We start from the raw sequence: 23,068 nt of genomic DNA, 5'->3' as shown, positions 1-23,068 counted from the left end.
GGCTGCGCTTGAGTAGATAGGTGCAGCCATTTTTTGTATAACGAGCCGTGTTTAAGGTCGCGCACAAAGTAGTGCAGGTAAAGCTGTTAAAATACTCATATCTTGTTCGCTGGCGCATAAGCGCTAACGTTTTTGGAGGATGCGACTTTTCGCATGGACATAGTTATATCAATTGTTGTTACGGTACTTCTAACCCTGGTAAATGGTTATTTTTCCATGGCCGAAATGGCTTTATCTACAGCAAAACGTGCGCTTCTTGAGCATGAAGCGTCAGCGGGAGATGCCCGCGCGGCAGTAGCAGCGGAAGCTGTCGAGAACCCCGACTCATTTTTGGCAGCAATCCAGGTAGCTATTACTCTGGTTGGTTTTGCATCGTCTGCATTTGCAGCTACAAGTTTGTCTGCGCCCTTTGCGGCTTGGATGGTTTCTTTGGGCCTTGCTACATCGATGGCAGAGTTTGCAGCGCCTGTCATAATTACCCTGCTCATCTCATATTTTTCCATTGTAGTGGGAGAGCTCATTCCTAAGCGTATGGCCTTGAGTGATGCAGAGCGCATCGCAGAGTCTGTGGCTGGTCCACTTACAACATTCTCGACCCTTGCCCGTCCTTTAGTGTGGCTTACATCCGCCAGCGCAGATGGAGCGGCGCGCTTGCTTCATCTTAAAGCAACGTCTGATCGTCAGGCAGTTTCCGAAGACGAGATTAAATACCTTGTAACGGATACCGACGAGCTTTCCGAAGAAGAAAAATCAATGATTCATGAGGTCATTAGCCTAGGAGATACCATTGCTCGCGAGGTCATGGTGCCGCGCGTGGACATGACAGCCGTGGAAGATACGTTGTCCTGCAAAGAAGTGTTGGACATCATGCGTACCACGGGCTTCTCGCGCATTCCTGTGTATCATGACGAAGTGGATCGTGTTATTGGCATTGCGCACATCAAAGACCTTATCGAAGTCATTTTGTCTGGCGAGAAAATCGAGTACCCCGTTGCTCGGTACGTACGCAAGGCCGATTTTGTTCCCGATACTAAAGACATCATTCCACTGTTGTCTCAAATGCGTGCCAATCATGCACAGATGGTTATTGTTGTTGACGAATACGGTGGCACGGCTGGCGTGGTTACAGTGGAGGACATTGTAGAGGAAGTTGTGGGCGAAATTGAAGATGAGTTTGATCCAGACAATAAGTATTTAACGCAGCTTTCTGACACAGAATGGCTGGTAGATGGTCGTTACCCTATTGATGATGCTATAGAGCTTGGCTGGCCCTTATCGGACTCAGGTGAATATGAAACCATCGCGGGCTATGTATTGGATCAGGCGGATTCTGTACCTAATTCTGGCGAGAAACTCATGGTAGATGGATGGACTTTTAAAGTTGTTTCTGTACGTGGACGTCGTATTGCAAAGGTGCGGGTAAGTGCTCCTACACCTGCTTTTACCAGCTGTGCTCTTGACGGAGAATCTGATACCGTTCACTAATTGATAAACGGTATTTGCGCAGGTACACGTTCCTTCAAACAGATTTCACATCATATTGGTAGTATGAACGGGTAAAATTTTTACACACATAAATACGGTCCGGCGGAGCGCAAACCAAACACACCCTAGCTCTTGTCGGCGAGGCATAAATCAACCCCAATTAAACAACGCCTCAAATATCGCGGCAGCGCGATAGTACTACTGTTGCTGCGACGGATAAAGGATTTAGTTTGTTTAGGAGTTCTAACAAGGTACGTATGTGGTTGCTGGGTTTGGCTGCAACAGTTGTGATGATGCAGCTGGGCAACACGCTAGCATTTGCTGCAGACGTTCGAGCAATCGGTGTTGGAGACAGCACATCTGAAGTTGCCTCTAGTAACGATTTTCATAAAATTAAGGCCAGCGCTTCTCCTGCGGAATCTGCGGTGGATTCTCTGTTGGATGCGCATGAGCATTTGACATATCAGGTTCATAAACTTGGTCCTACCGAGACAAATATTAAGCCTGGCGCTGTTATCCAGGATGGTGGGGTAATTGTTAACCAGGATCAGGGATGGAAGAGTGGCTTGGCCTCTGCCTATACCATTGCCGATAATACCGGCGGAACTGCAACTGCTTCTGGCGTAGAACTTACCGAGTACAGCATGACCGTGGCAGTACCTGTTTCTAGGCGTGATCTTATCGGTAAGAAGGTAGAAATTTACTACAATGGAACCACCGTTACTGCAACCGTTACCGATACAGGCGGATTTGCTCCTTTGGGACGTGATCTTGACTTGGCCGGTGGCGTGTGGCGCGCCCTTGGTGCCAGTTCTACTGATGGCTGGGGCGTAAGGACGGTTAGCTACCGTTTCCTCTAAGCACAACAAGCACAGGGAGGCTTGCTCGATGGGCCAAATAATCGAAATTCAAAAAGTAACCGTTGGACCTCGCTATTTAACAGCTCGTATTCGTGTTGATGAAGAAGCTCCCTTGTTTACAAACGAGGATCTTGAGGGTACTACACGCGTTTACAATCTGATGCCACAAATTTGCGATCATGCTTGCTTTGGCGATGCCGGTAAGACATTTAGGGATGCATTGCATGCTACTGAGGTTGCCCATTTGTTCGAGCATATCTCGGTAGAACTTATTGCTCGCACTGGTTTGGGCGGTACTATTTCTACGGGTCGTACAACGCCTATTACCAGCGTAGATACCCGTACTTTTGATATTACCTTGGACTGCCCAGACGATGCGTTAGTTGCCGGTGCACTGTCAAGTGCTGCTTGGATTTTGCAGTGGGCTTATACGGGCGGAGGCAATCCCGAGCCGGGTATTGATGCCATTGTTGAAGGCCTTACTATGCTTGTGAAATCTTTGGATGATGCTTCTGAGTCGGGCAATAACAGCAGCGAGGACGCAGAGCTTCTTAACCAAACAGATTCCAAAAATGTTACTGCTAACAGTGCTTCTGACATTACTACCAGCACTGATGATGCTACCGCTATTGCAAGCAACACGGTTGATGGCGAGTAGTTCTTACCAATAATTACCAGCAAAGAAAACGTGCTGTACGTACACCTTAAGTACATTCCACACTGGTATACTTAAGCGCATAACCAAGCATGTATTGCCAGCGTGTGCTGGCTGTATGGGAAGGACGTAAGATGAGCAAGAAGAGTGGATTTGGATTTGTGCTGGGTACGGTCTTTGGCGCAGCCGTAGGTGCCGTAACCGGTTTGATGCTTGCTCCTCGTTCTGGTGCAGAAAGTCGTGCTATGGCAGCCGATGTCATGAACGATGCTTGGGATAATGCTAAAGATGCGTATGAGGTAACGAGCCAAAACACTGCCGAGAAGGTTGCTCACATTCGTCCTGTTGTAGATGCTACAACAGATGAGCTTCGTGCTAAGGTAGACGCAGCTCGTGAGCGCATGGATCAGGTTCGTAGTTCTTTGTCTGATGCTGTTGCTGTTGCCTCTGTTCAGGCACAGGATGCAATTTCTAATATTACAAGCCAGGTAGACGCGGTAGTTACTGAGGTTTCTGCCAATGCTGTTAAGGAACCTGTAGATGTGGAAGCTCAGGTAGAGATTGTTGATGAGGATACATCCAACGCATCAAGCGAGGTAGACGCCTAGTCCTTTATACAGTACAGCAACGTGTTATAACCTAAGGCTCTACCTTGTGGGTGGAGCCTTGATTTATATAGCATCAGGTCATCAGACATAGGGTACCAACACAACATGTCACGATTGTTAGAATGCAGCTGCGAGGTTTATATGCTCTCTCTTTCCAAAGTGCAAAACATCAAAGTCTTTACGACAAAACCAAACAAAAACGCAGATGAACTGGCACTTAAACGTATAGGTAAAGTACATCAGGTGGTTTTTGCACCCAATGGTAAGAAAATTATTGGCTTTATGGTTAAGCGCCCCGATGTGGTGGGCATGATCAAACGGGAGGATGTCTTTTTAGCATTTGACGCTTTTGATACCTGTGACGACGGTATTTATTGCACCAATAAGAAGACTGGCATAGGTTCAGCTGCGATTAAGCGCTTGGGTTTTGACTGGAATACTTGCATCATGTGGGCGGGCATGGACGTAATAACCACTAGTGGCAAGCGTCTTGGATATGTAGTAGATTTTGATTTCAATACCGCCACAGGGATGGTAGAAACCTTCAAGATTTCCAACGGTGGTACTGCAAAGGCTTTGATTGGCGCTATATACGTTCCCGCAAGTGCTCTACAAGGTCATCGTAACCAGACTATGATTGTGGCAGATGGTGTAGCAACTCAGGATTTCTCGGGAGGATTTGCTGCCAAAGCCGGTGAAGCTGTAGGTGCTGCTCAAGTTGCAGGAGCTAAGGCTGGTAAAAAAGTTGCAAAGGCTGCGGACAAAGCTTTAGAGAAAGGCTCCTATTCTTTTGGTCGTGCATTGGGTAAGGCTAGGCGTGCTGTCACCGAAGCTACACAGCTTGATCCAGAGGTAACCGAGATTGAGGCACAAGAAGTCAAAATTTCTTCGCCTGATACAGATGCAAAGATTGTGGATGGTCAATGTAGCGTAGCTACAAAAACTTCTCAAGAAACAACATCGCAAGCTGCAAAAACTTCTTCTACAAAATCTGTGAGAACAAAGGAAAAAACTTCATCGGATGATGCTACAGCCAAAGCCGCTCGCGCCTTAGGACGTAACCTTTCAAAAACTCGCGGTATGTTTGCTGCGTTTAAGGAAGAATTTGATAAGAGTAGTAAGTAAACCGTTATATACTTTAGAGTAACTGCTTTTCAAACGAAGTTATAAAAAATCTCGGAGGGCACATGGCACGCTCTGGTGCACATTACACACCGCATTCTCGCAACGATTCATCTATGCATGATTCTTCATACCGCAGTTCTGCACATGCAAATCCCGGTACTGCAGGTTCTGATACGTCTCGTCCAAGTACACCGCGTTTCTCGACTACTCGTGGCGATGCCTCTTATGCAGCTGCTGTACAGAAGAGTTCTGCTTCTAAAAATCCGTACTTGCAAGCACAAAGCTCTAACAGCAAGATTAAGCGCGATCGTGTTGGCTTTGTAACTGCCGATAAAGGCTTTGTTTCTGCTAAACGTCCCATGACGGGCAGCAAAAAGCCCAAGCGTGGCATGACACGCCGCGACTTTATTATGCTGGGCGGTCTTGCTGCTATAGCTGCGGCCTTACCCATTGGCTGGAACATTTTCCGTCCCGTTGAGATTGTTATTAACGGAGCTCGTCGTACCTACAACGTAAATACTCCCATGAGTGAAATTCTTTCCAAAGAAAAGATTAGCGTGACAGCGGGTAATCTTACGAGCGTTTCCGGCAACGTTATTACCGAGGGCAAGGGTTATGCTTACTCGGTTAAGATTGACGATAAAGACCTGTCCTTTGATGATGGCAACAACTATAAAATCCATGGCGGAGAAAACATCACCATTGGTAATGGTGGGGACATCATGGAAGAGTACTCCGTCGAGACAGTAGAGACGCAGCCTAAGCTCACAATGGATGGTACATGGGGTGCTGTTACCTATGTTTCTCAGTGGGGTAAGGTAGAGAAAAAGGAAATCCGTACAGGAAAAACTTCTGGCGAGACTGCCGATGGCGAAGTAACGCAAAAAGGTCAGGATTGCGTGCTTAAGACACGTAATTTGCAGCCTAAGGATGGCAAAAAGCTTATCTCTATTACCTTTGACGACGGCCCCAGCGTTTATACAGAACGGTATCTCCAGATTTTGAAAGATCATGGAGCGGTTGCAACCTTCTTTAATCTTGGCCAGAACGTGGACGAGATGCCAGAAATCTCTAAGAAGATTATTGATGCAGGTCATGAGATCATGAGTCACACGTATCATCATGACGTGCTTACCAAAGATTCCGCCGAGCGCGTTCAGTCTGAGTTAGATACCAGCTATGAGTCCATCAAAAAGGCTACGGGCGTAGAAACCACCATGGTTCGTCCACCTTACGGTGCGTTTACCGAGAAAACCTGGGCAGTAACTCAGGGTAAAATGAGTGCCTCTATTTTGTGGAACCAAGATTCACTTGATTGGTCGCGTCCTGGTGTGGATAAGATTGTGGCCAATTCTGTTAACGGCATCCAACCGGGTTACATCATTTTGATGCATGATGGCGGCGGTCCCCGAGAGCAGGATTTGGAAGCCCTCCCTCAGATTATTGATAAGCTTCATGACCAGGGGTATACCTTTGTAACCGTTACTGACCTTATGAAGGCAGATGGTGATGTGCCTGAGGATATCTTGACTGGTAAGGCCAAGATGCCCGAGGATGCTATTTGGCCTACAGAGCTTGGTTAAATTAAATGCCCAAGGCCTGCATGGCAAACATGACAATGGTTAAAAGGGTAACGGCAATAACAACAAACCAAGTTAGTACGTTCCAAATCTTGCCATTGCGATAGGGACCCATGAGGTGCTTATCGCTTGCAAGCAAGACCATGCATACCAACAAAACGGGCAGAGCAATGCCATTGATAATTTGAGCAACCATAAGGATGCCAAACAAATCGATGTTGGGGATCAGCACAATGAGCGCACTTAAAATGGTAATGGCCGTAATGATGCCACGATAAATGGGTGCCTCATGCCAGGTGCGATCTGCACCACGTTCCCAACCAAAAGCTTCGCATACAGCGCTGGCAGTAATACCTGGTAGTACACATGCTGCCAAGAAGGAAGCGCCAACTAAGCCAATAGCAAAAAGGGCAGAGGCATATTGTCCTGCCAAAGGGACAAGAGCGCGTGCGGCATCGGCGGCACTGTTTACCTCAATACCAGCAGGGAAGAGAACAGCGCCAGTGGTGAGAATAATAAACCATGCAATGATGCTTTGAGCTACGGCACCAGAGACATTATCGGCACGCTGTGCAGGAATGTCTGACTCATCCAGGTTTTTCTCGACAACATTACTGGAAACCATAAAGATCATATAGGGTGAGATGGTAGTACCAACGCTTGCTACCAGCAAAGAAATGTAAGCAGTGCTGGTACTAAGCTGGGGCACAACGGTTTTGTACAATGCCATGTTCCAATCTGGCTTACCTATAACGCCAGATACAATGTAGGTGATAAATACCGAACTAATAACCAGCAGGATTTTCTCGATACGACGGTATGAGCCGCTCATGGTAAGTATCCAGGTACCAATGGCTGCTACGGGAACACTAGCGTAAATAGGTACGCCAAACAGCAGCATGCTTGATGCAATACCTGCAAATTCGGAAATAGTTACTGCAAAATTTGCAATGATAAGGGCCAACATGGCTAAGGCAGAAATGCGCACGCCAAAGCGTTCGCGGATAAGTGAAGCAAAGCCTTTGCCGGTAGCACAGCCCATGCGCGCAGAGGTTTCTTGGACCACTACCAACAGTAAGGTCATGATGGGGATGGTCCACAGCATAGTAAAGCCAAAAGAAGCGCCTGAGGTAGAAAAAGTTGCAATACCACCGGCATCCATACCTGCAAATGAGGTGAGGATGCCAGGACCCATAGCAGCTAAGATGGCCGCGATGCCTGCCTTACCAGCAGCTTTGCTCACAGAATTGTTAGTGGAGCTGCTGGTTGATGTGCTTGTATTGCTGGGAGTACGTGTGGGTTTTTGTGCCTGAGCTGTCATACTATGCACCAATTCCATAAATCAGAACTGCTGCAACAATAATAAAGACTACTGCCGAGACAATCATGGCAATGGCAGCTAAAGAAACACCGGAGTTCTCTAGGTTTTTCTCGTCACGTTTACGCAGGATAGTAAGGTAAAGCGGGGTCAGTGCAAAGGACACAAGGATGCCCGCAACTGCAGCAATAATGCCCTTTATAAGGATGGTGTTTTGTGCATTGCTCTGAGAGACTACATTTACCAAACTACCCGAGATAAGGCCAACAAGCAGGGCAAACACTATACCCAATCCAAGCGATGAGAGAGCAAAACCAAGCATGGTTGGAGCATCTTCATCATCTGGATCATATTCAATAAAGGAGTTGGTAACATGGCTTGCAGCATCATTACCAGCAATAATAGCAACGGGGAGCATTGCACCCAACAAAAAGATGTTAAGCCAGCCTTGGGAGTTAAACAAAGCAGCTAGAGCAATCATGCTTAGCATCCAAACAAAGAACCACATCTCATTGCGCATAAGCCATAAGATGCCCTCCATGGGGCGGCGACCTTCGGAATCACCACTTGAGGCACCAGCAATTTGCAAATCCTCAGCGTGCTCTTCTTCCAAAACATCCAGAGCATCGTCTACGGTAACAATACCCAAAAGACGACGGTTGTCATCTACAACGGGCATGGCCAGCAAGTTGTATTTGGCAATGTTTTCTGCAACATCTTCCTGGTCATCTTCAGGACTTGCCACAATAAGCTCATCCTCAATGGCAATATCAGATAGTTTGGTATTTGAGCTAGCAATAACCAAAGAACGCATGGTAACCAAGCTGCTCAGGCGACCCTCGGCATCCTTTAGATAGATGTAGTGAACAGTTTCAAAGTCCTCATCCAGGTTGCGTAGAGCTTCTACCGCGTCATTAACGGTGGCATCTTCTGGGAGTAACACTGCTTCGGAGGTCATAATACGACCCGCCGTGTCTTCTCGGTAGCCAAGAAGCTGACGCACTGCCTTTTGTTCCTTAACGCCCATCAACCTCAGGAGCTTCTCGGCCTTTGCGTAGTCAAGCTCAGATACAAGCTCGGCTGCATCGTCCGGGTCCATTTCGGACAACATGCGTGATGCATCAAGCTCTGCCATGTCTCCTACGATTTCTGCTGCTTGATCGTCATCCAGCTCCGCCATGGCCTCTGCTGCTTGTGCGTCATCCAGTTGGGCAAATACTTGGCCTCGCAGACGGGGATCGAGCTGCTCAATAATATCTGCAATGTCTGCAGGATGTAGTTCATCTAACGTTTTATGGGTGACGGACAACTTAACATTGGACAGATTGCGATCCAGCAAGTCCATGTAGTTCCACGCAATAACGCGCTCGGGGATGTCTTTGCCAAAGTTGCGCATGATGCGTACGACGATCTTCTCGATAGTGGGAGAAAGAGAGCGTAGTAATCCGCGGGCGCCAACCTCTGCGCCAAGGAGGCGTAGCTGGCTGGAGCTGGTATCCGAAAGCTTAAGGTCGTTTACACGAACAACCTTCATACCGCGCGTATCTACAATCTGCTTATTAAGCAGGTCACGAGCGATAAGAACTTCTTCTGGCTGTAGATATGAAAAACGGATATCCGTTGAAGGAACGGTTAGGTGAACCTCATCCTCGTTAAAGGATTCTACATACTTGCGCCAGGAAATCATAAAAGGAGTCTTGCCGGGACCCTGAAACGCAAGAGATGTGACACGAGGGAAGACCTCGCCTGTTGCAATGCCGAGATCATTAACTACACCGATTTTATTGCCATCGGCATCAAGTACGGGGTTTCCCAAAAGTTGGGAGAGATAAATCATGCATGCTCCTTCCAGCTGTGCATTTTTTATGCACAAGCATTGCGCCGCTTACACGGTGCCGGTCATACCCCTCGCGGTAGACTCGGCAGAGCACACCACGGGGGCTATCGACTGTGAGGTCGAGGTTTCATAGTGCCCCTTCTCCTAGACTGCAAAAAACGCCACAAACACAAGGTTTGGCGAGTCTTTATTGTACACGTCAATTTTTTATATACAGCGGTAAGAATGTCAATTTCTTGTTTAATCTACGTTCTTGTCAAGCAAAATTAAGAAAATCTTTTGGCTTTTGGTTCTAGTTCCTTAAACCACCACCAGCAGATAATGCGCCCAAGGAACAATCTATTGGTGAGAAGGAAAAGCCATGAAAACCCTTAACAAAGAAGCTTTGCCTTATGACAATGTTGCTTGCGGAAGTGATACAGACATCTATAGTCGTAGTTCTTTAACTGCGCAATCCTATCATAGGCGCTATGAATATAAACGTCACAATCACCTTAGGCGCCTCATCGTTTTTTGTATGCTTGTAGGGATAGCATGTGCTGCTGTTTATGTGCACAATGGCTATTTGCCGTGGCAGCGACCATCAGAAACAACTCCTAACGAGCTTGTGTCTTTGTATGACCGCAATCCAGAAGCGCGGCAGTTTGTGCTTAATTACGACCAATACCACAATAATCCACCTGCAATTAATCTTTCGGAATTTGCTCATAGCCAAACAGTCCCTCTGCTTATGCAATGGGATGAACGGTGGGGGTACACGAGCTACGCTGGTCAATATTTTGCCCTCTCAGGGTGTGGGCCAACCTGTCTTTCGATGGCTTATATCTACCTTACAGGTGATACATCAATGTCACCGCTTGCAATGGGAACGTTTGCAACAGCTCATGGTTGGGCTGTTGATGGCATGGGAAGTGCATGGGCTCTTATATATGAAGGTGGTCGTGAGCTTGGTTTGAGCGTAACGCAAATTCCTTTACAAGAAAAACGCGTTAAAGCAAATCTAAAGGTTAATAATCCTATTATTTGCATTATGGGACCAGGTGACTTTACTAAGACAGGACATTTTATTGTCCTTGCAGGCCTTAAGGATGACAAAATTATTGTATGTGATCCCAACAGTAAAGAGCGTTCAAACAAAACGTGGACATATGACGAGCTTCAACATCAGATTCAAAACCTTTGGGTTCTTTGTAAAGCCTAAGTTTTCTTGGGCAGACGCTTTTTTCTGTAAGACGGTGCACCCTCATGAGAAAATAAGCATGTTTATAAACACTTTGTCTGACCAGAAAGTGACCAAACATCAAAGTTTAAGGAAGAGCCAAGATGTATCGCATTCTGTTAGTAGATGATGACCGTGACATTGTAAGAGCTCTTGAAATTTATTTACAAAACCCTCAATGGGAGCTCTTATGTGCGTACGACGGCAAACAGGCCGTTGCTGCTGTTGAGCAAGGTATCAAAACCAACAACCCCATAGATCTTGTTTTGTTGGACGTAATGATGCCCGTAATGGATGGCTCAGCTGCACTTGTGGCAATTCGTAAGCTGTGTAATGTGCCAGTAATTATGGTAACTGCAAAAAGTGAAGATACAGACAAGGTACTTGGGCTTGATTTAGGTGCAGATGATTATGTGACAAAACCTTTTGTACCTGTGGAGTTACTTGCACGTGTGCGTAGCGTATTGCGTCGGTATAAGGATTTAGGTGCAGCTAAGGCTAAAAATAAGATGGATGCTCCCGCGTCATATGTTCTTGGTGGTATTAAGCTTGATGATGCAGCAAAAATAGTTACGGTTGATGACCAAAGTATTGCCCTTACGCCCAAAGAATACGATATATGCCGTTTTCTTATACAACATCCCAATCACGTCTATAGTCCCGCTGAAATTTATCAGGCGGTTTGGGGTCAGCCCTCATATGGTTGCGAGAATACTGTTGCAGTACACGTGCGACATTTACGAGAAAAAATTGAAATTAACCCATCTGAGCCTCGTTATGTACAGGTGGTTTGGGGCCGTGGCTACAAAATGGGAGAGGTACGATGAAGCGCAATAACCATCAAAACCTTAATACACATGCGGGCGCAATGTGGGTTTGGCTCATGTGTATTATGGCTGGTACTGGTCTTTTTTTGTTAGTGCCACTCCTTCACGCTTTTTTTGCGCCTGCTGCTTACGGTGCTTATTATTTTCCTAGGGCATACTACATCATCAGTTTTGTTGACTGCGTGGCCATGGCTGGCATGTTGTTTATTGCAAAACAGCGGGAGATGGCTAACGATATTAAAATTGCCTGGCTTTTTCTTTGGCGCTGGATGCTAGGGTACTGTGTTTTAGCTGTGCTCGTACTAATCTGTACCTATACAGGGCTGGCACTTACGCTCCTCGTTCTTACGGTGTGTTCCTTGAGCTTTGTGATATTAGCTGAACGTCAGGCATGTCTTACTCAGATACAAAAAACTGTTAGAAATCTTGCAGCAGGAGACCTTACAGCTCAAGTGGATGATTGCATGATGCAAGGAAGCTTGCGCGAGCTTGCTCACGACGTGAATAAGCTTGCGCAAGTAATTTCCAAAGCTGCAGATGAACGGGCAGAGGCCTTGCGCAAAAGTCTTGATGCAGAGCAAAAAAAAGTACATGCAGAACGTTTGCGTAATGAACTTATTGCAAATGTAAGCCACGATCTTAAAACACCGCTTACTTCGGTGATTTCCTATACCGATTTGTTGTCTCATGAGCTTGTTAGTGCTCCAGAAGATCGTGAAGAGCAAAAGCTCATAGAGTACTCCGATGCGCTTACTCGTCAGTCTTTACGCCTAAAGAAGCTTATTGAGGATTTAATTGAGGCATCAAAGGCACAAACAGGCAATATCTTAGTGACGCTTACTCCTCTTAATGCTGGCGTGCTTATTTCTCAAGCAAGCGGTGAGTGGAAGGCTCGTCTATCCGAGAAGGGCATCGAGCTTGTTTGCAAAATTCCCGACTCTCCACTCATGATTGATGCGGATGGCAAACAGATGGGAAGAGTAATCGACAATATTTTGAGCAATGTTGCTAAATATGGAATGACAGGTACAAGGGCGTATGTGAGTGCCTTTGAGAATGAAGCTGGTGATATTGAAATAAGCTGCAAGAATATTTCTACTACTCCCTTACACGGTAATGCAGATGAGCTTCTTGAGCGATTTGTTCGAGGCGATGCTTCGCGTACAACCGAAGGTTCGGGTCTTGGTTTATCCATTGCTCAAAGCCTTGTGGAGCTTCAGGGCGGTGCTCTTAAGCTTGGAGTAGACGCAGATCTCTTCTCGGTTGCACTATATTTTCCGCAGTCCTCTTCTGCAAACACTTACAGTACATCTGATAAGGATGTATAAAGCATGTGTTAAGAATTAAGAAATGGTAGTGAACCAGTTCCGCAGATGCTATAAGTAGTTATCTATAGAACTTTGCTATGAAAGGTCTTGTTATGGGCTGGTTTGGTAAAAAGAAGGAATGGGATCTTCAGAAATCCGACGCAAACAAAAACAAATTAAGAGCGTTGTTTAATGGTGTTATGGAAGATGGAGACTCCTGGAATATTATTTATGGCTTTTCAGAAGATATTTCAACGACAGGCTACGTAATTGTAAGGAAAACCACATATACATATGCAAGCCTCATTATTGGGTATCGCGAGTCGGATATGAGCCTTGTAGTTATCGAAACAACACCAGAATTAGATGCCTGTGGCGAACCTACTCTCTATACGAGAGATGCTATTAAGAAAACAAAAATTACTATGGGCGCGTATGTGCTGTATAAGCAAGGTGGAATGATGGCGGGATATACGAGCTTTTCTGCTCAAGAAGGTAATGATGATAAATACCTTGCCTATATTTATCAGCCGGAAGAGATGAAACGGTTTAATGAGTTTTTTAAGGGATACGGAAAGAAGTAGCATATGGACTTAGTAGCGTATTTCTTAGTATTCCTAGCCGTCTGTGTGGTGTGGTTTTTAATCACACGTCTTTGGGTGGCAGGAATAGATGCAATTATTTCACTCTTTAAGAAAATGTTTGGTCTTAATAAAAGTGAACCTACAAAAAATTGGCACACCCTAGAGGATCTCCAGAAGAAGAACGATAAAAATAATCCCTTAGGATGAGTTATCACGCAAGCTATTGGGAATTAGATTACAAAAAGCAAACCGCCTTGTAATCGAGGCGGTTTGCTTTTAAGATTTTGCCGTTGGGAGAGTTATAGCTGCCAACTTGCGCTTTCGCGTTGCAGCTTAACCATACGTGCAAAAGCACTTTCTTGTTGTAGTAGTTCTTGAGGTGAGCCTTGTTCTACCACTCGTCCTTCATCGAGTACAACAACCTTGTCTGCGTGTTCTACCGTACGCATGCGATGAGCAATAACAAGGACAGTCTTGTTTGCTAGAAGGCGAGAAAGAGCTTCCTGAACTTTAGTTTCGTTTTCTACATCAAGACTTGCCGTGGCCTCATCCAAAAGCAGAATAGGCGCATCTTTAAGCAGGGCGCGTGCAATAGAAATGCGCTGACGCTCACCGCCAGAAAGTCTCGCGCCATTCTCACCAATAAAACTTTGATAGCCTTCTGGTAGTCGCTGAACAAACTCATCGCAATTTGCTGCACGAGCTGCTGCAAGAACCTCTTCATCGCTTGCACCGCGTCTACCTAAACGAATGTTTTCCATTACGCTGTTGTCAAAAAGTACGACATCTTGGAAAACAATGGAAATGTCCGAGAGTAATACTTCAGGGTCTACCGTGGAAGCATCTACGCCACCAATACGTATGGTTCCAGTGTTTGCATCCCAAAGACGTGCTACGAGGCGCGCGCAGGTAGATTTACCCGAACCACTTGGCCCAACTAGGGCAGTAACTTCTCCTTCTTTGGCAACAAAACTTGCGTCACGCAAAACAGGCTCGTTCTGGTAAGAGAAGCCAACATGGTCAAATTCCACATCGTGGCCTACAGGAGTAAATGTTTTTTCTCCGCCCGCAATAGGCTCATCATAAATGCCTTGCAAACGCTGTGCTCCTACCTTAGAGAAGAACATCTCTGCAATAAGTGCGAGTGCCTGATCAAAGGGTGCATATATGCGCGTTACCATCAAAAGAAAAGCAATAAATACGAGAAAATCTAACTGGCCAGCCGCAATGAGCTGCGCACCCACAAGTACGGTACTTGCAATACCTAAGCGCATAATAACCGAAGCCGCATTCATAGCAATGCCGGTAATGGCTTCTGCGCGAGTTTCCAGACGTTCGCTGGTATCTATCTTTTTGAATACTGCCAAAAGGCGATGCTCTTCTAAGTTGTTAGAGCGAATCTCCCGCACCTCTTCGATAGATTCTTGAATTTGATCTGCTACTTCAAGTGCTGCAGCACGTGCCTTCTTTTGCTCTTGATAGGTGAGCTTCCGCAGGCCAAAAAGCAAGCCAAAAGCAACAGGAACGCTCCAAAGTGAGGCTAACGCTAAACGCCAGTCATACATTAAGAGCATTACAGCGATAATGGCAGTTGAGATATAGGCCCCATACAGATAGCCCAAGACATGAGACCACACGTGTTCAAGCTGTGTGACATCATGCATGATGGTCTCTGCTAAATCAGCTAAATCACGGTGCCCAAAAAATGATAAGGGCAATTTACGCATGCGCTCACCAAGAGCAAGACGCAAATGGCCAACTTCGTTATATACCGTGCCATAGGTGTGGTAATACTGCTGGCTATGTACAAGATACGACACAACACAAAACACAAGTAATGCTGCGGCATAGGGCAAGATTGAAGGCAAAGGAGCCTGGTGCATAAGTGTTTCCATAAGCGCCTGTAGAAGCTTAAAAAGAATGCCTATGCCAGCTATGCTTGTAAGATTAGTAATAACGGTCCATAGTATGCCCTTACGCACTGCGGCAATGCCGTTATCGGTAAGCGCAAAGTTTCTTTTGAATTTCTCGCCAAACATTTAGGCCTCACCTCGCTCAATTTTCCAAGTTGCGGCATTTTGATAGTCATTCCACATGCGGGCATAAAGACCGCCTGCAGCAATCAACTCTTGATGGGTTCCCTGCTCTTGCAGTTTGCCCTCATTAAGTACGGCAATCTTAGTGGCGCTTACTACGGTTGAGAGGCGATGAGCAATCATGATGACGGTTTTTCCTTGGGCAAGGCGTGCAAAAGCCTGTTGGATAAGTGCTTCGTTTTCTGGGTCGGCAAACGCAGTTGCTTCGTCCAAAACCACAATGGGAGCATCTTTAAGAATGGCCTGCGCAAGAAGAATACGCTGAACTTCTCCGCCAGAAAGATAGGTGCCACTCGTGCCAATAACCGTGTCTACTCCCTGAGGAAGTTTGGCTAAAATATCGTCACACTGAGCAGCATGCAGCGCTTCAAGTACTTGTTCATGCGTTGCATTGGGGCGTGCTGAGAGAACATTTTCCAAAATGGAACCCTTAAGCAAATGACTGCGCTGGAAAACAAAGGCAACATTGTCCATAAGTTCATGCGTATCAATATCACGTACATCAACGCCGCCTACGAGCACGCGACCCTTATCCACATCCCAAAAACGGGGAACTAAGCTTGCAGCAGTTGTCTTGCCTCCTCCAGAAGGACCTACAAGAGCCAAAGTGGTTCCAGGCTCTACCGTTAAGCTTAGTGAGTCAAGGGCGGGGTGTGTGGCACCTTCGTAGGTAAAGCTTACATTTTCAAAGCAGACACTTGCATCCTGTGGATGTGTGGTGTGTGCTGCTATGGGCATTTGAGCCGTGTCCATTACTTGGCTATAGCGGCGAAGTGCTTCGTTTGCCTGCATCATACCGCCGGTTGCAAACATAATTTTTGCAAGGGCTGTGGCAATAATGGCGCTAAAAATAGCGTAGAAGGCAAAGTCGCAGACAAAGTTTACAAACTGTCCTGAGGCCAGAGCACCAGGTGCTAAAAGAATTGCCACAGGAACCAAAAAGATAAAAGCGCCTTCTGTAAAGGTAAGATTAATACTTTGGGGAGCTCTACATACGTCTACAGAGTATTTTTGAGCCCAAACACTGTAATTCTCGACAGCCTCTTTATAGGCCTTGAACGAATATACTGTCTGTTGAAAAACCTTTACAACAGGAATGCCACGCAAATATTCAGTGGCAGCGGAACCCATGTTATCAAGTGCCGACTGATAGCGATCTAAATAGGATTTGCGGTCTCCACCCATCATGGACATCATGCTGGCAATGGAAATAGCTACTGCGATAAGACAAGCGCAACCCATGCGCCAATCAAAAATGAAGAGCAGTATCAGCATGGAAATAAATAGCACAATGGTACCGGTAATATCTGCAAGATTGTGAGCTATAAGCGTTTCTGTTTCTCGGGCCACTCCTTCAATTCTGCGGCGTAGCATGCCAGAACTGTGGTTGTCAAAATAACCCAAGGGCACGTGCATGAGGTGCTCAAGACCACGTTTGCTCATATTGGTTTGAATGCGAAAAGCTGCAAGGTGTGTGCACATAAGACCTATGAAATAAAGCACAATACTTGCAATGGAAAATGCAAAGGCAGCCCAGCCATAGCTAGAAATACTTGTTGCTTGTTGCCAGTTGGGAGCCACCATTACCAAGTCGCGTACGACGAGCCAAATAAAAACAAAAGGTGCCAGGCTTAAGAGCATGGAAATTCCCGAGAGAGCACATCCCACAAAAATGAGAGGTTTTCTCGAACCTGCAAGCTCAAATAAGACTCCAAGCGTGTTTTGCTTGGCACCATCTGATGAAGACTTCATCTATCTCCTCCTCACATCTGTTGCATGGTATATTTGGTTAACTGTAGTTAACTAATTATGAATGCTGGAAGAAGCCAAAGAACACAAAGGTGAACGATTTACGCGTTTGACGAACAATTAAGGAGGAATATGACGCATGTAGAACAAGTGCTTGATGCCGCCTGCTCACATATTTCCCCTCAAATGCAGTCAATTTTTTTGCCTCAAATCAAGCAGGTTAAAGCGTATCCAGAGTGTAAGTGGACAGGTGTAGGTACGGTATTTCGTATAGACAGTGAGCGAGCACGCGGCTGGTATTGGGCCTATGTGCCCTTTGAAGGATGTCTTATTTCTCGTATGAGCTGGCTTGCTCTTGCATCGTTCTCACTCGAAGAGAAACCCGTGCAGGATTATGTTTGCATTGGTACCATGCAAACACAGGAGCTTGCGCTTATGAGTGAAATATGGGAGCGAATAGGCTCGCCCCAGCCGTACGCGCATATCAACGAAGAGAGTCTTGAAGCACTGGCTCAAGATATGCCGCATATTACCATGTCGTTTCCCTGTTGTGCGGGCAGCTATCAGTTTGAAATAGAAGAACAAACGGTGTATTCCAGCGCAACGGTATGTCTTACACAAGAGTGCCTAGCTGATTTTTCTAAACGCTTTGGGGAGCTTTGGGATACCATCCAACTTTTGTCAAAGTGTCCTTTGGCGCTTAATGAGAATAACAAGGTAAAAAAGATGTTTTCGCGACTTTTGCCCAGTAGCTTTTCTCGCCAGATGCCGCAGGTTGATGCGTATGCACAAATTCTTAACATGCTGGCTGCTCTTGCCGATAGTGGCACCCACACGCTTAAGACAGATCTGGGTATGATTACCCCTCTTACAACAACGCGTCCCATAAAGCGTTTTTCTCAGGCAGTAGTGACTTTTTTGCAAGAGTCACTTTCTTGTCCGCCCACACTTGATGAGTTGGCGCGTACGTTTCATATAGGTCGTACTACGCTGTGCACACGATTTAAGGCAGAACAGGGCAAAAGTATTGGTGAGGCGCTCACAGAGTTACGTGTTAAAAAGATAGAAGAAGCATTGTTGTGTGGCAAAACGCTGCACGAAATTGCCTCAGAACTTGGCTATACAAGCGAGAGTTCTGTGCGCGGTATTTTTGTCAGACAAAAAGGCATGTCCCCGCGAGATTGGCTTAAACAGCAAGGTAGATAGAGTGGATAGACAAAACAAAGGCACCTCTGTGCACGTAATGCTGCAGAGGTGCTCCTTATGTTTATTAAAGCAAAAAACGAAAAAAGTGAACTGTTAAGAGACCTTTAGAAGGAAACCTTAGGAGCTTGACGCTCAGCCTCGCTGGCAACCTCAAAGCCCTTTTTGGCAATAAAGCCGCAAATACCAGCAATTAATACACCGGGGAAGGTTTGAATTGCGTTGTTGTAGTTAAGCACGCAATCATTAAAGCTCATACGTGCATAAGAAATCTTATCTTCGGTGTCAGACAGGTCCGTCTGAAGTTGTTGGAAGTTAGTGTTTGCCTTGAGCTCGGGGTAAGACTCGGACAGAGCAAAGAGTTGGCGTAGAGCGCCAGTAATCTGATTATTGGCATCCATTGCTTGCTCAGGTGTGGAGGCGCTTACATAACTGTTGCGTGCCTGAATAACAGCTTCAAGGGTCTGAGACTCATGAGCAGCGTAACCCTTTACCGTTTCTACCAGATTAGGGATGAGATCACTACGGCGCTGTAGCTGTGTATCAATAGTCTGCCAAGCGTTATCACAACGATTACGCAGGCCAACCATGTTGTTGTACAGACCAACCAACAAGAACAAAAGCGCAGCCACAACCACAACGGCAATAATTACGGGCATGATAGTCCTTTCTTAGTGTCGTTGACTACAAACGCAACGACTTATTCCTAAGTATACCCATCCTTATAACGAGCGTATATATCTTATTGATTGTCTGTTTGTTTGGTTGGGGTGCCCTGCAAATAAAACAACCCCACAAACCTAAGCAAAGGCCACTTAAGCTGCGGGGTTATATCAAGTAAATGGCGGAGGGAGAGAGATTCGAACTCTCGGAACGCACAAACGCTCAACGGTTTTCAAGACCGCCGCATTCAACCACTCTGCCATCCCTCCGTGGTTGTGTAGCCATTTTAGCGCATCTGACGCTACCATAGAACCATTAACTTTAACTAAGGGTGGTTTATGTTTAATCAACACGATGATGAGAAGTTCATGCGCTTGGCACTTGAGGAGGCTACTCGTGCTGCTTTAGAAGGTGAGGTTCCCATTGGTGCGGTAGTGGTGTGCGATGGTGAGGTTGTGGCTCGTGCACACAATAAGCGTGAACAAGACCTAGATCCTTCCGCTCATGCAGAGTTTTGTGCCATGGTAGCTGCAAGTCAAAAGCTTGAGCGCTGGCGTTTGAGTGGTTGTACGGTGTATGTAACGTTGGAACCCTGCATTATGTGTGCGGGGCTTATGGTTAATGCCCGTATAGACAGGTGTGTATATGGTGCCAGTGATCCCAAGGGTGGTGCACTGGGCACGCTATACGATATGAGCCATGACATACGGCTCAACCATGAGTTTGAAGTGACATCAGGTGTGCTTGCAGACAAGTCTGCTACTCTATTGCGGAATTTCTTTCGAGCTCGTAGGGCTTCTAAAAAAGAACGTGAGTAAGCTCGCCATTTTTGTAGATGCCATAGCTATTAGTGTCATCTTTAGGAAGACTGGTTGATCCGGGATTGAACACGGTAATGCCCTCATGACCCTTTATCTGTTGATTAACCTTTTTGTGCGTATGTCCATACAAAAAGATATCTCCTTGCTTAAGTGTTGGCCATCGGTCAACACTATTGTGCAGGCCAGGACCCCAAACATGACCATGACTAAGGAAGATAGTCTTGTTAGTGTGCGGGTCAATTAAGGAATTTGCTTCTGCCATACAAGCAAAGTCCAGTACCATCTGGTCTACTTCTGCTTCACAATTTCCACGGCATGCAATAATGCTTGCGGCAAGCGGATTGAGAAGGTTAATGACCTGCTTAGGGTTATAGCCACGTGGGAGGTCATTTCTGGGACCGTGGTAGAGAATGTCTCCTAAGAGTATCAAGCGGTCGGGTTTCTCGATAGCTACCGCATCAATGAGCTTTTGGCACCAGTAGGCAGAGCCGTGAATATCTGAAGCAATAAGCAATTTCATAAGTCTGAGCCTACTTTCACGATAAGAGTTAGTTTGGTGTGCTCTACAAGGCATAGTACGTTTGACGGGTTGTGTGTAATGTCCTGCAATGCGCACCGTCATACAAAATATTATAAGAAAAGGGACCGTGAGGAACGGTCCCTTAGCTGTCTCTCGATGAGAAAAACTATGTTAAAGGCCAAGAGATGGCTTAAAACTAGTCCTCTACAATCTCGGTGATGGCACCGGTGGGGCAAGCGTCCAAGCAAGCGCCGCAGGCGATGCAAGAATCGGCGTCAATTACTTCTGCGCACTCGTCGCCAAGCTCAAGAACATCACAAGGGCAAGCGTCTACACAAGCGCCGCAGGATACGCACTCATCGGCAACAATAACAGGGTGAGACATGCTATTCTCCATTCCTTCTTATTTTTCAACTCGCGTGTATCCCTCTCCGAATACACTGCTGCGAGTGACTCCTCGGGGTTGAGAATAGCACCCATGGGATGTAAATCAAGCAAAAAATGAAGTCTTTTTTTAAGATATTGAAAATTTCTATTATAAGTTTGTGCAGGTAAACTAGTGGGAATTAGATGACTCATAAAAGTTTAAATATGAACAATTAAAAAATATATCAATAAGTCACTTAGATTTTGTATATTGATGTAAAGCATGGGTATCAATCAAAGCGTAAAGCACTTGCTGGCGCATACGCCGGCATATTGGAAGGATATATTATGGGTAACAAGATTCTTGGTATCGACCTTGGTACTACCAATTCCGCAATGGCAATTTTGGAGGGTGGCGAGCCTACCATTATTGTTAACGCAGAAGGAGATCGCACTACTCCTTCTGTTGTAAGTTTTCGCTCCGACGATCGTGTAGTGGGCAAGGCAGCAAAGAACAGTGCTGTTGCAAACCCCAAGAACACGGTTTTCTCGATTAAGCGTTTTATGGGTCGTCGTTTTGATGAAGTAAGCTCTGAGCTTAAGACTGTTCCCTATACCGTAAAGTCTGGCCAGGGTGGCCGCTCGGTGGTAGAGATTGATGGTGAGGATTTCACTCCAGAGCAGATTTCCGCAATGATTCTTTCTAAGATGAAGGCAGATGCAGAGAAGTATTTGGGAGAGACCGTAACAGACGCTGTTATTACGGTTCCTGCCTACTTCAATGATGCTCAGCGTCAGGCAACCAAGGACGCAGGCAAGATTGCCGGTCTTAATGTTCAGCGCATTGTGAACGAGCCTACGGCTGCAGCTTTGGCCTATGGTTTGGATAAAAAGGAATCCGAGCAGAAGGTTCTTGTATTTGACTTGGGTGGTGGCACCTTTGATGTATCTTTGCTTGATCTTGCAGATGGCGTGGTAGAGGTTTTGGCTACCAATGGTGATAACCATTTGGGTGGCGATGACTGGGATCAGCGCATTATTGACTGGATGGCAGATAAGTTCAAAGACGAGAATGGCATTGACTTGCGCAATGATCCTATGACGCTGCAGCGTCTTAAGGAAGCAGCAGAGAATGCCAAGAAGGAACTGTCTGCTTCTTCTCAGACCACCATCAACCTGCCTTTTATTGCCATGGATGCTAATGGCCCCAAGAACCTTATGTATGATTTGTCTCGTGCAGAGTTTGAGCGCATTTCTCGCGATCTTCTCGACCGCTGCAAGCAGCCAGTAACCAAGGCCTTGCATGACGCAAATGTTGCTATCTCTGAGGTAGATGAGGTTATTTTGGTTGGTGGTTCCAGCCGTATGCCAGCTGTTCAGAACTTGGTAAAGCAGATGACCGGCAAGCAGCCTAACATGTCTGTTAACCCAGACGAGGTAGTTGCAGACGGTGCAGCTGTTCAGGGTGGCGTTCTTACTGGTGACGTAGAGGGCATCTTGCTTCTGGATGTAACTCCGCTGTCTTTGGGCGTAGAGACCATGGGCGGCGTTATGACCAAGATGATTGATCGTAACACCACCATTCCTACCTCCAAGACGGAGGTGTATTCCACCGCTGCAGATAACCAGACTTCTGTAGAAATTAATGTCTTGCAGGGTGAGCGCGAGATGGCTCGCGATAACAAGAGTTTGGGTCGCTTCCAGCTTGAGGGCATTCCTGCTGCTCGCCGTGGTACTCCTCAGATTGAGGTCACCTTTGATATTGATGCAAACGGTATTGTTAAGGTAACCGCTAAGGATAAGGCTACAGGCAAGAGCCAGCAGATTACCATTTCTGGTTCTACTGCCCTTTCTGACGACGAAGTAGATCGTATGGTTAAGGATGCCGAGGCTCACGCCGAGGAGGACAAGCGTCAGAAGGATGAGATTGAAATTCGTAACCAGACCGATTCTTTGGCGTATAGCACTGAGCAAACCCTCAACGAGCTGGGTGATAAGGTAGCAGATGATCTTAAGACCGAGGTACAGGCTGCCGTTGATGAGGCTAAGAAGGCCCTTGAAGGCACAGATATTGAGGCTATTAAGTCTGCTTCCGAGAAGCTCCAGGAGGTTGGACACAAGCTTGCCGAAGTTGTGTACTCTGCAGCTAACGAGCAATCTACAGATGGTGCGTCTACAGCTTCTTCCGATGACGTAGTTGATGCAGACTACGAGGTAGTAGATAACGACAAGAACGAGTAAGGGG

The 23,068-nt window shown here is 46.3% G+C and carries 21 protein-coding genes and 1 tRNA gene; 14 read left to right on the top strand and 8 right to left on the bottom strand.

From position 1 onward, the window contains the following. Positions 1-153 precede the first annotated feature (153 nt). The 6 genes from G469_RS0101635 (at position 154) to G469_RS0101610 (ending at position 6,316) form a co-directional block, all read left to right on the top strand. Positions 154-1,485: a hemolysin family protein gene (locus tag G469_RS0101635; protein WP_028263561.1), complete on the top strand. Its 1,332-nt coding sequence runs from the start codon at positions 154-156 to the stop codon at positions 1,483-1,485. 230 nt (positions 1,486-1,715) lie between these two features. Continuing rightward, complete coding sequence (locus tag G469_RS08840; RefSeq protein ID WP_156908388.1) at positions 1,716-2,345, top strand: hypothetical protein; 630 nt, start codon at positions 1,716-1,718, stop codon at positions 2,343-2,345. A gap of 28 nt (positions 2,346-2,373) precedes the next feature. After that, a complete protein-coding gene (locus tag G469_RS08835) occupies positions 2,374-3,003 on the top strand; it encodes a cyanophycin synthetase family protein (protein WP_051353686.1) in 630 nt (209 codons plus the stop codon). A 131-nt stretch (positions 3,004-3,134) separates the two neighbouring features. Further along, positions 3,135-3,608 (top strand): YtxH domain-containing protein, encoded by a 474-nt coding sequence (locus G469_RS0101620; RefSeq protein WP_028263560.1) that lies wholly within the window; start codon positions 3,135-3,137, stop codon positions 3,606-3,608. A gap of 141 nt (positions 3,609-3,749) precedes the next feature. Continuing rightward, entirely contained in the window at positions 3,750-4,733 is a 984-nt protein-coding gene (locus G469_RS08830; RefSeq protein ID WP_051353685.1) for a PRC-barrel domain-containing protein, read from the top strand. Between the two features lie 62 nt (positions 4,734-4,795). Further along, on the top strand, positions 4,796-6,316 hold the full coding sequence (locus tag G469_RS0101610) for a polysaccharide deacetylase family protein (protein ID WP_028263559.1): 1,521 nt from the start codon (positions 4,796-4,798) through the stop codon (positions 6,314-6,316). A gap of 1 nt (position 6,317) precedes the next feature. On the opposite strand, the gene G469_RS0101605 is transcribed toward G469_RS0101610, so the two are convergent. Both G469_RS0101605 and G469_RS0101600 read right to left on the bottom strand, forming a co-directional pair. Continuing rightward, entirely contained in the window at positions 6,318-7,508 is a 1,191-nt protein-coding gene (locus tag G469_RS0101605) for an Nramp family divalent metal transporter (RefSeq protein WP_245579102.1), read from the bottom strand. Positions 7,509-7,635: 127 nt separating this feature from the next. Next, positions 7,636-9,468: a magnesium transporter MgtE N-terminal domain-containing protein gene (locus G469_RS0101600; protein ID WP_028263557.1), complete on the bottom strand. Its 1,833-nt coding sequence runs from the start codon at positions 9,466-9,468 to the stop codon at positions 7,636-7,638. A gap of 361 nt (positions 9,469-9,829) precedes the next feature. Here G469_RS0101600 and G469_RS08000 point away from each other — a divergent pair, with 361 nt between their 5' ends. The 5 genes from G469_RS08000 to G469_RS0101575 all read left to right on the top strand — a co-directional run bounded on the left by G469_RS08000 (position 9,830) and on the right by G469_RS0101575 (position 13,612). Beyond that, complete coding sequence (locus tag G469_RS08000) at positions 9,830-10,669, top strand: C39 family peptidase (protein WP_051353684.1); 840 nt, start codon at positions 9,830-9,832, stop codon at positions 10,667-10,669. 122 nt (positions 10,670-10,791) lie between these two features. After that, positions 10,792-11,514: a response regulator transcription factor gene (locus G469_RS0101590; RefSeq protein ID WP_028263556.1), complete on the top strand. Its 723-nt coding sequence runs from the start codon at positions 10,792-10,794 to the stop codon at positions 11,512-11,514. Further along, complete coding sequence (locus G469_RS07995) at positions 11,511-12,842, top strand: sensor histidine kinase (protein ID WP_051353683.1); 1,332 nt, start codon at positions 11,511-11,513, stop codon at positions 12,840-12,842. The genes G469_RS0101590 and G469_RS07995 overlap by 4 nt, the downstream gene beginning before the upstream one ends. A gap of 77 nt (positions 12,843-12,919) precedes the next feature. Further along, a complete protein-coding gene (locus G469_RS0101580) occupies positions 12,920-13,405 on the top strand; it encodes a hypothetical protein (protein WP_211225392.1) in 486 nt (161 codons plus the stop codon). Between the two features lie 3 nt (positions 13,406-13,408). After that, positions 13,409-13,612 (top strand): hypothetical protein, encoded by a 204-nt coding sequence (locus tag G469_RS0101575; protein WP_028263554.1) that lies wholly within the window; start codon positions 13,409-13,411, stop codon positions 13,610-13,612. Between the two features lie 92 nt (positions 13,613-13,704). Here the strand turns inward: G469_RS0101575 and G469_RS0101570 are convergent, their stop codons facing one another. After that, entirely contained in the window at positions 13,705-15,444 is a 1,740-nt protein-coding gene (locus tag G469_RS0101570) for an ABC transporter ATP-binding protein (protein WP_028263553.1), read from the bottom strand. Further along, on the bottom strand, positions 15,445-17,253 hold the full coding sequence (locus tag G469_RS0101565; protein WP_028263552.1) for an ABC transporter ATP-binding protein: 1,809 nt from the start codon (positions 17,251-17,253) through the stop codon (positions 15,445-15,447). Positions 17,254-17,382: 129 nt separating this feature from the next. On the opposite strand from G469_RS0101565, the gene G469_RS0101560 reads away from it, so the two are divergent. Continuing rightward, a complete protein-coding gene (locus tag G469_RS0101560) occupies positions 17,383-18,456 on the top strand; it encodes an AraC family transcriptional regulator (protein WP_028263551.1) in 1,074 nt (357 codons plus the stop codon). 104 nt (positions 18,457-18,560) lie between these two features. Here G469_RS0101560 and G469_RS0101555 read toward each other — a convergent pair whose 3' ends face one another. Next, positions 18,561-19,112, bottom strand: coding sequence for a LemA family protein (locus G469_RS0101555; RefSeq protein ID WP_028263550.1), 552 nt, complete (start codon positions 19,110-19,112; stop codon positions 18,561-18,563). 183 nt (positions 19,113-19,295) lie between these two features. Next, positions 19,296-19,385 (bottom strand) — tRNA-Ser (locus G469_RS0101550). A gap of 69 nt (positions 19,386-19,454) precedes the next feature. Here G469_RS0101550 and tadA point away from each other — a divergent pair. After that, complete coding sequence (tadA, locus tag G469_RS0101545) at positions 19,455-19,934, top strand: tRNA adenosine(34) deaminase TadA (RefSeq protein ID WP_028263549.1); 480 nt, start codon at positions 19,455-19,457, stop codon at positions 19,932-19,934. Here tadA and yfcE read toward each other — a convergent pair. Beyond that, positions 19,915-20,457: a phosphodiesterase gene (yfcE, locus tag G469_RS0101540; protein ID WP_028263548.1), complete on the bottom strand. Its 543-nt coding sequence runs from the start codon at positions 20,455-20,457 to the stop codon at positions 19,915-19,917. The two genes, tadA and yfcE, sit on opposite strands and share 20 nt — an antisense overlap. Positions 20,458-20,653: 196 nt before the next feature. After that, positions 20,654-20,842, bottom strand: a complete 189-nt coding sequence (locus tag G469_RS0101535; protein WP_028263547.1) for a DUF362 domain-containing protein — start codon at positions 20,840-20,842, stop codon at positions 20,654-20,656. A gap of 329 nt (positions 20,843-21,171) precedes the next feature. Here G469_RS0101535 and dnaK point away from each other — a divergent pair, with 329 nt between their 5' ends. Beyond that, entirely contained in the window at positions 21,172-23,064 is a 1,893-nt protein-coding gene (gene dnaK / locus G469_RS0101530; protein WP_028263546.1) for a molecular chaperone DnaK, read from the top strand. The last annotated feature ends 4 nt before the right edge of the window (positions 23,065-23,068 follow it).

The organism is Atopobium fossor DSM 15642, from assembly GCF_000483125.1.
GTDB classification, from domain to species: Bacteria; Actinomycetota; Coriobacteriia; order Coriobacteriales; family Atopobiaceae; genus Atopobium; species Atopobium fossor.
This window is presented reverse-complemented; position numbering and strand designations above follow the sequence as displayed.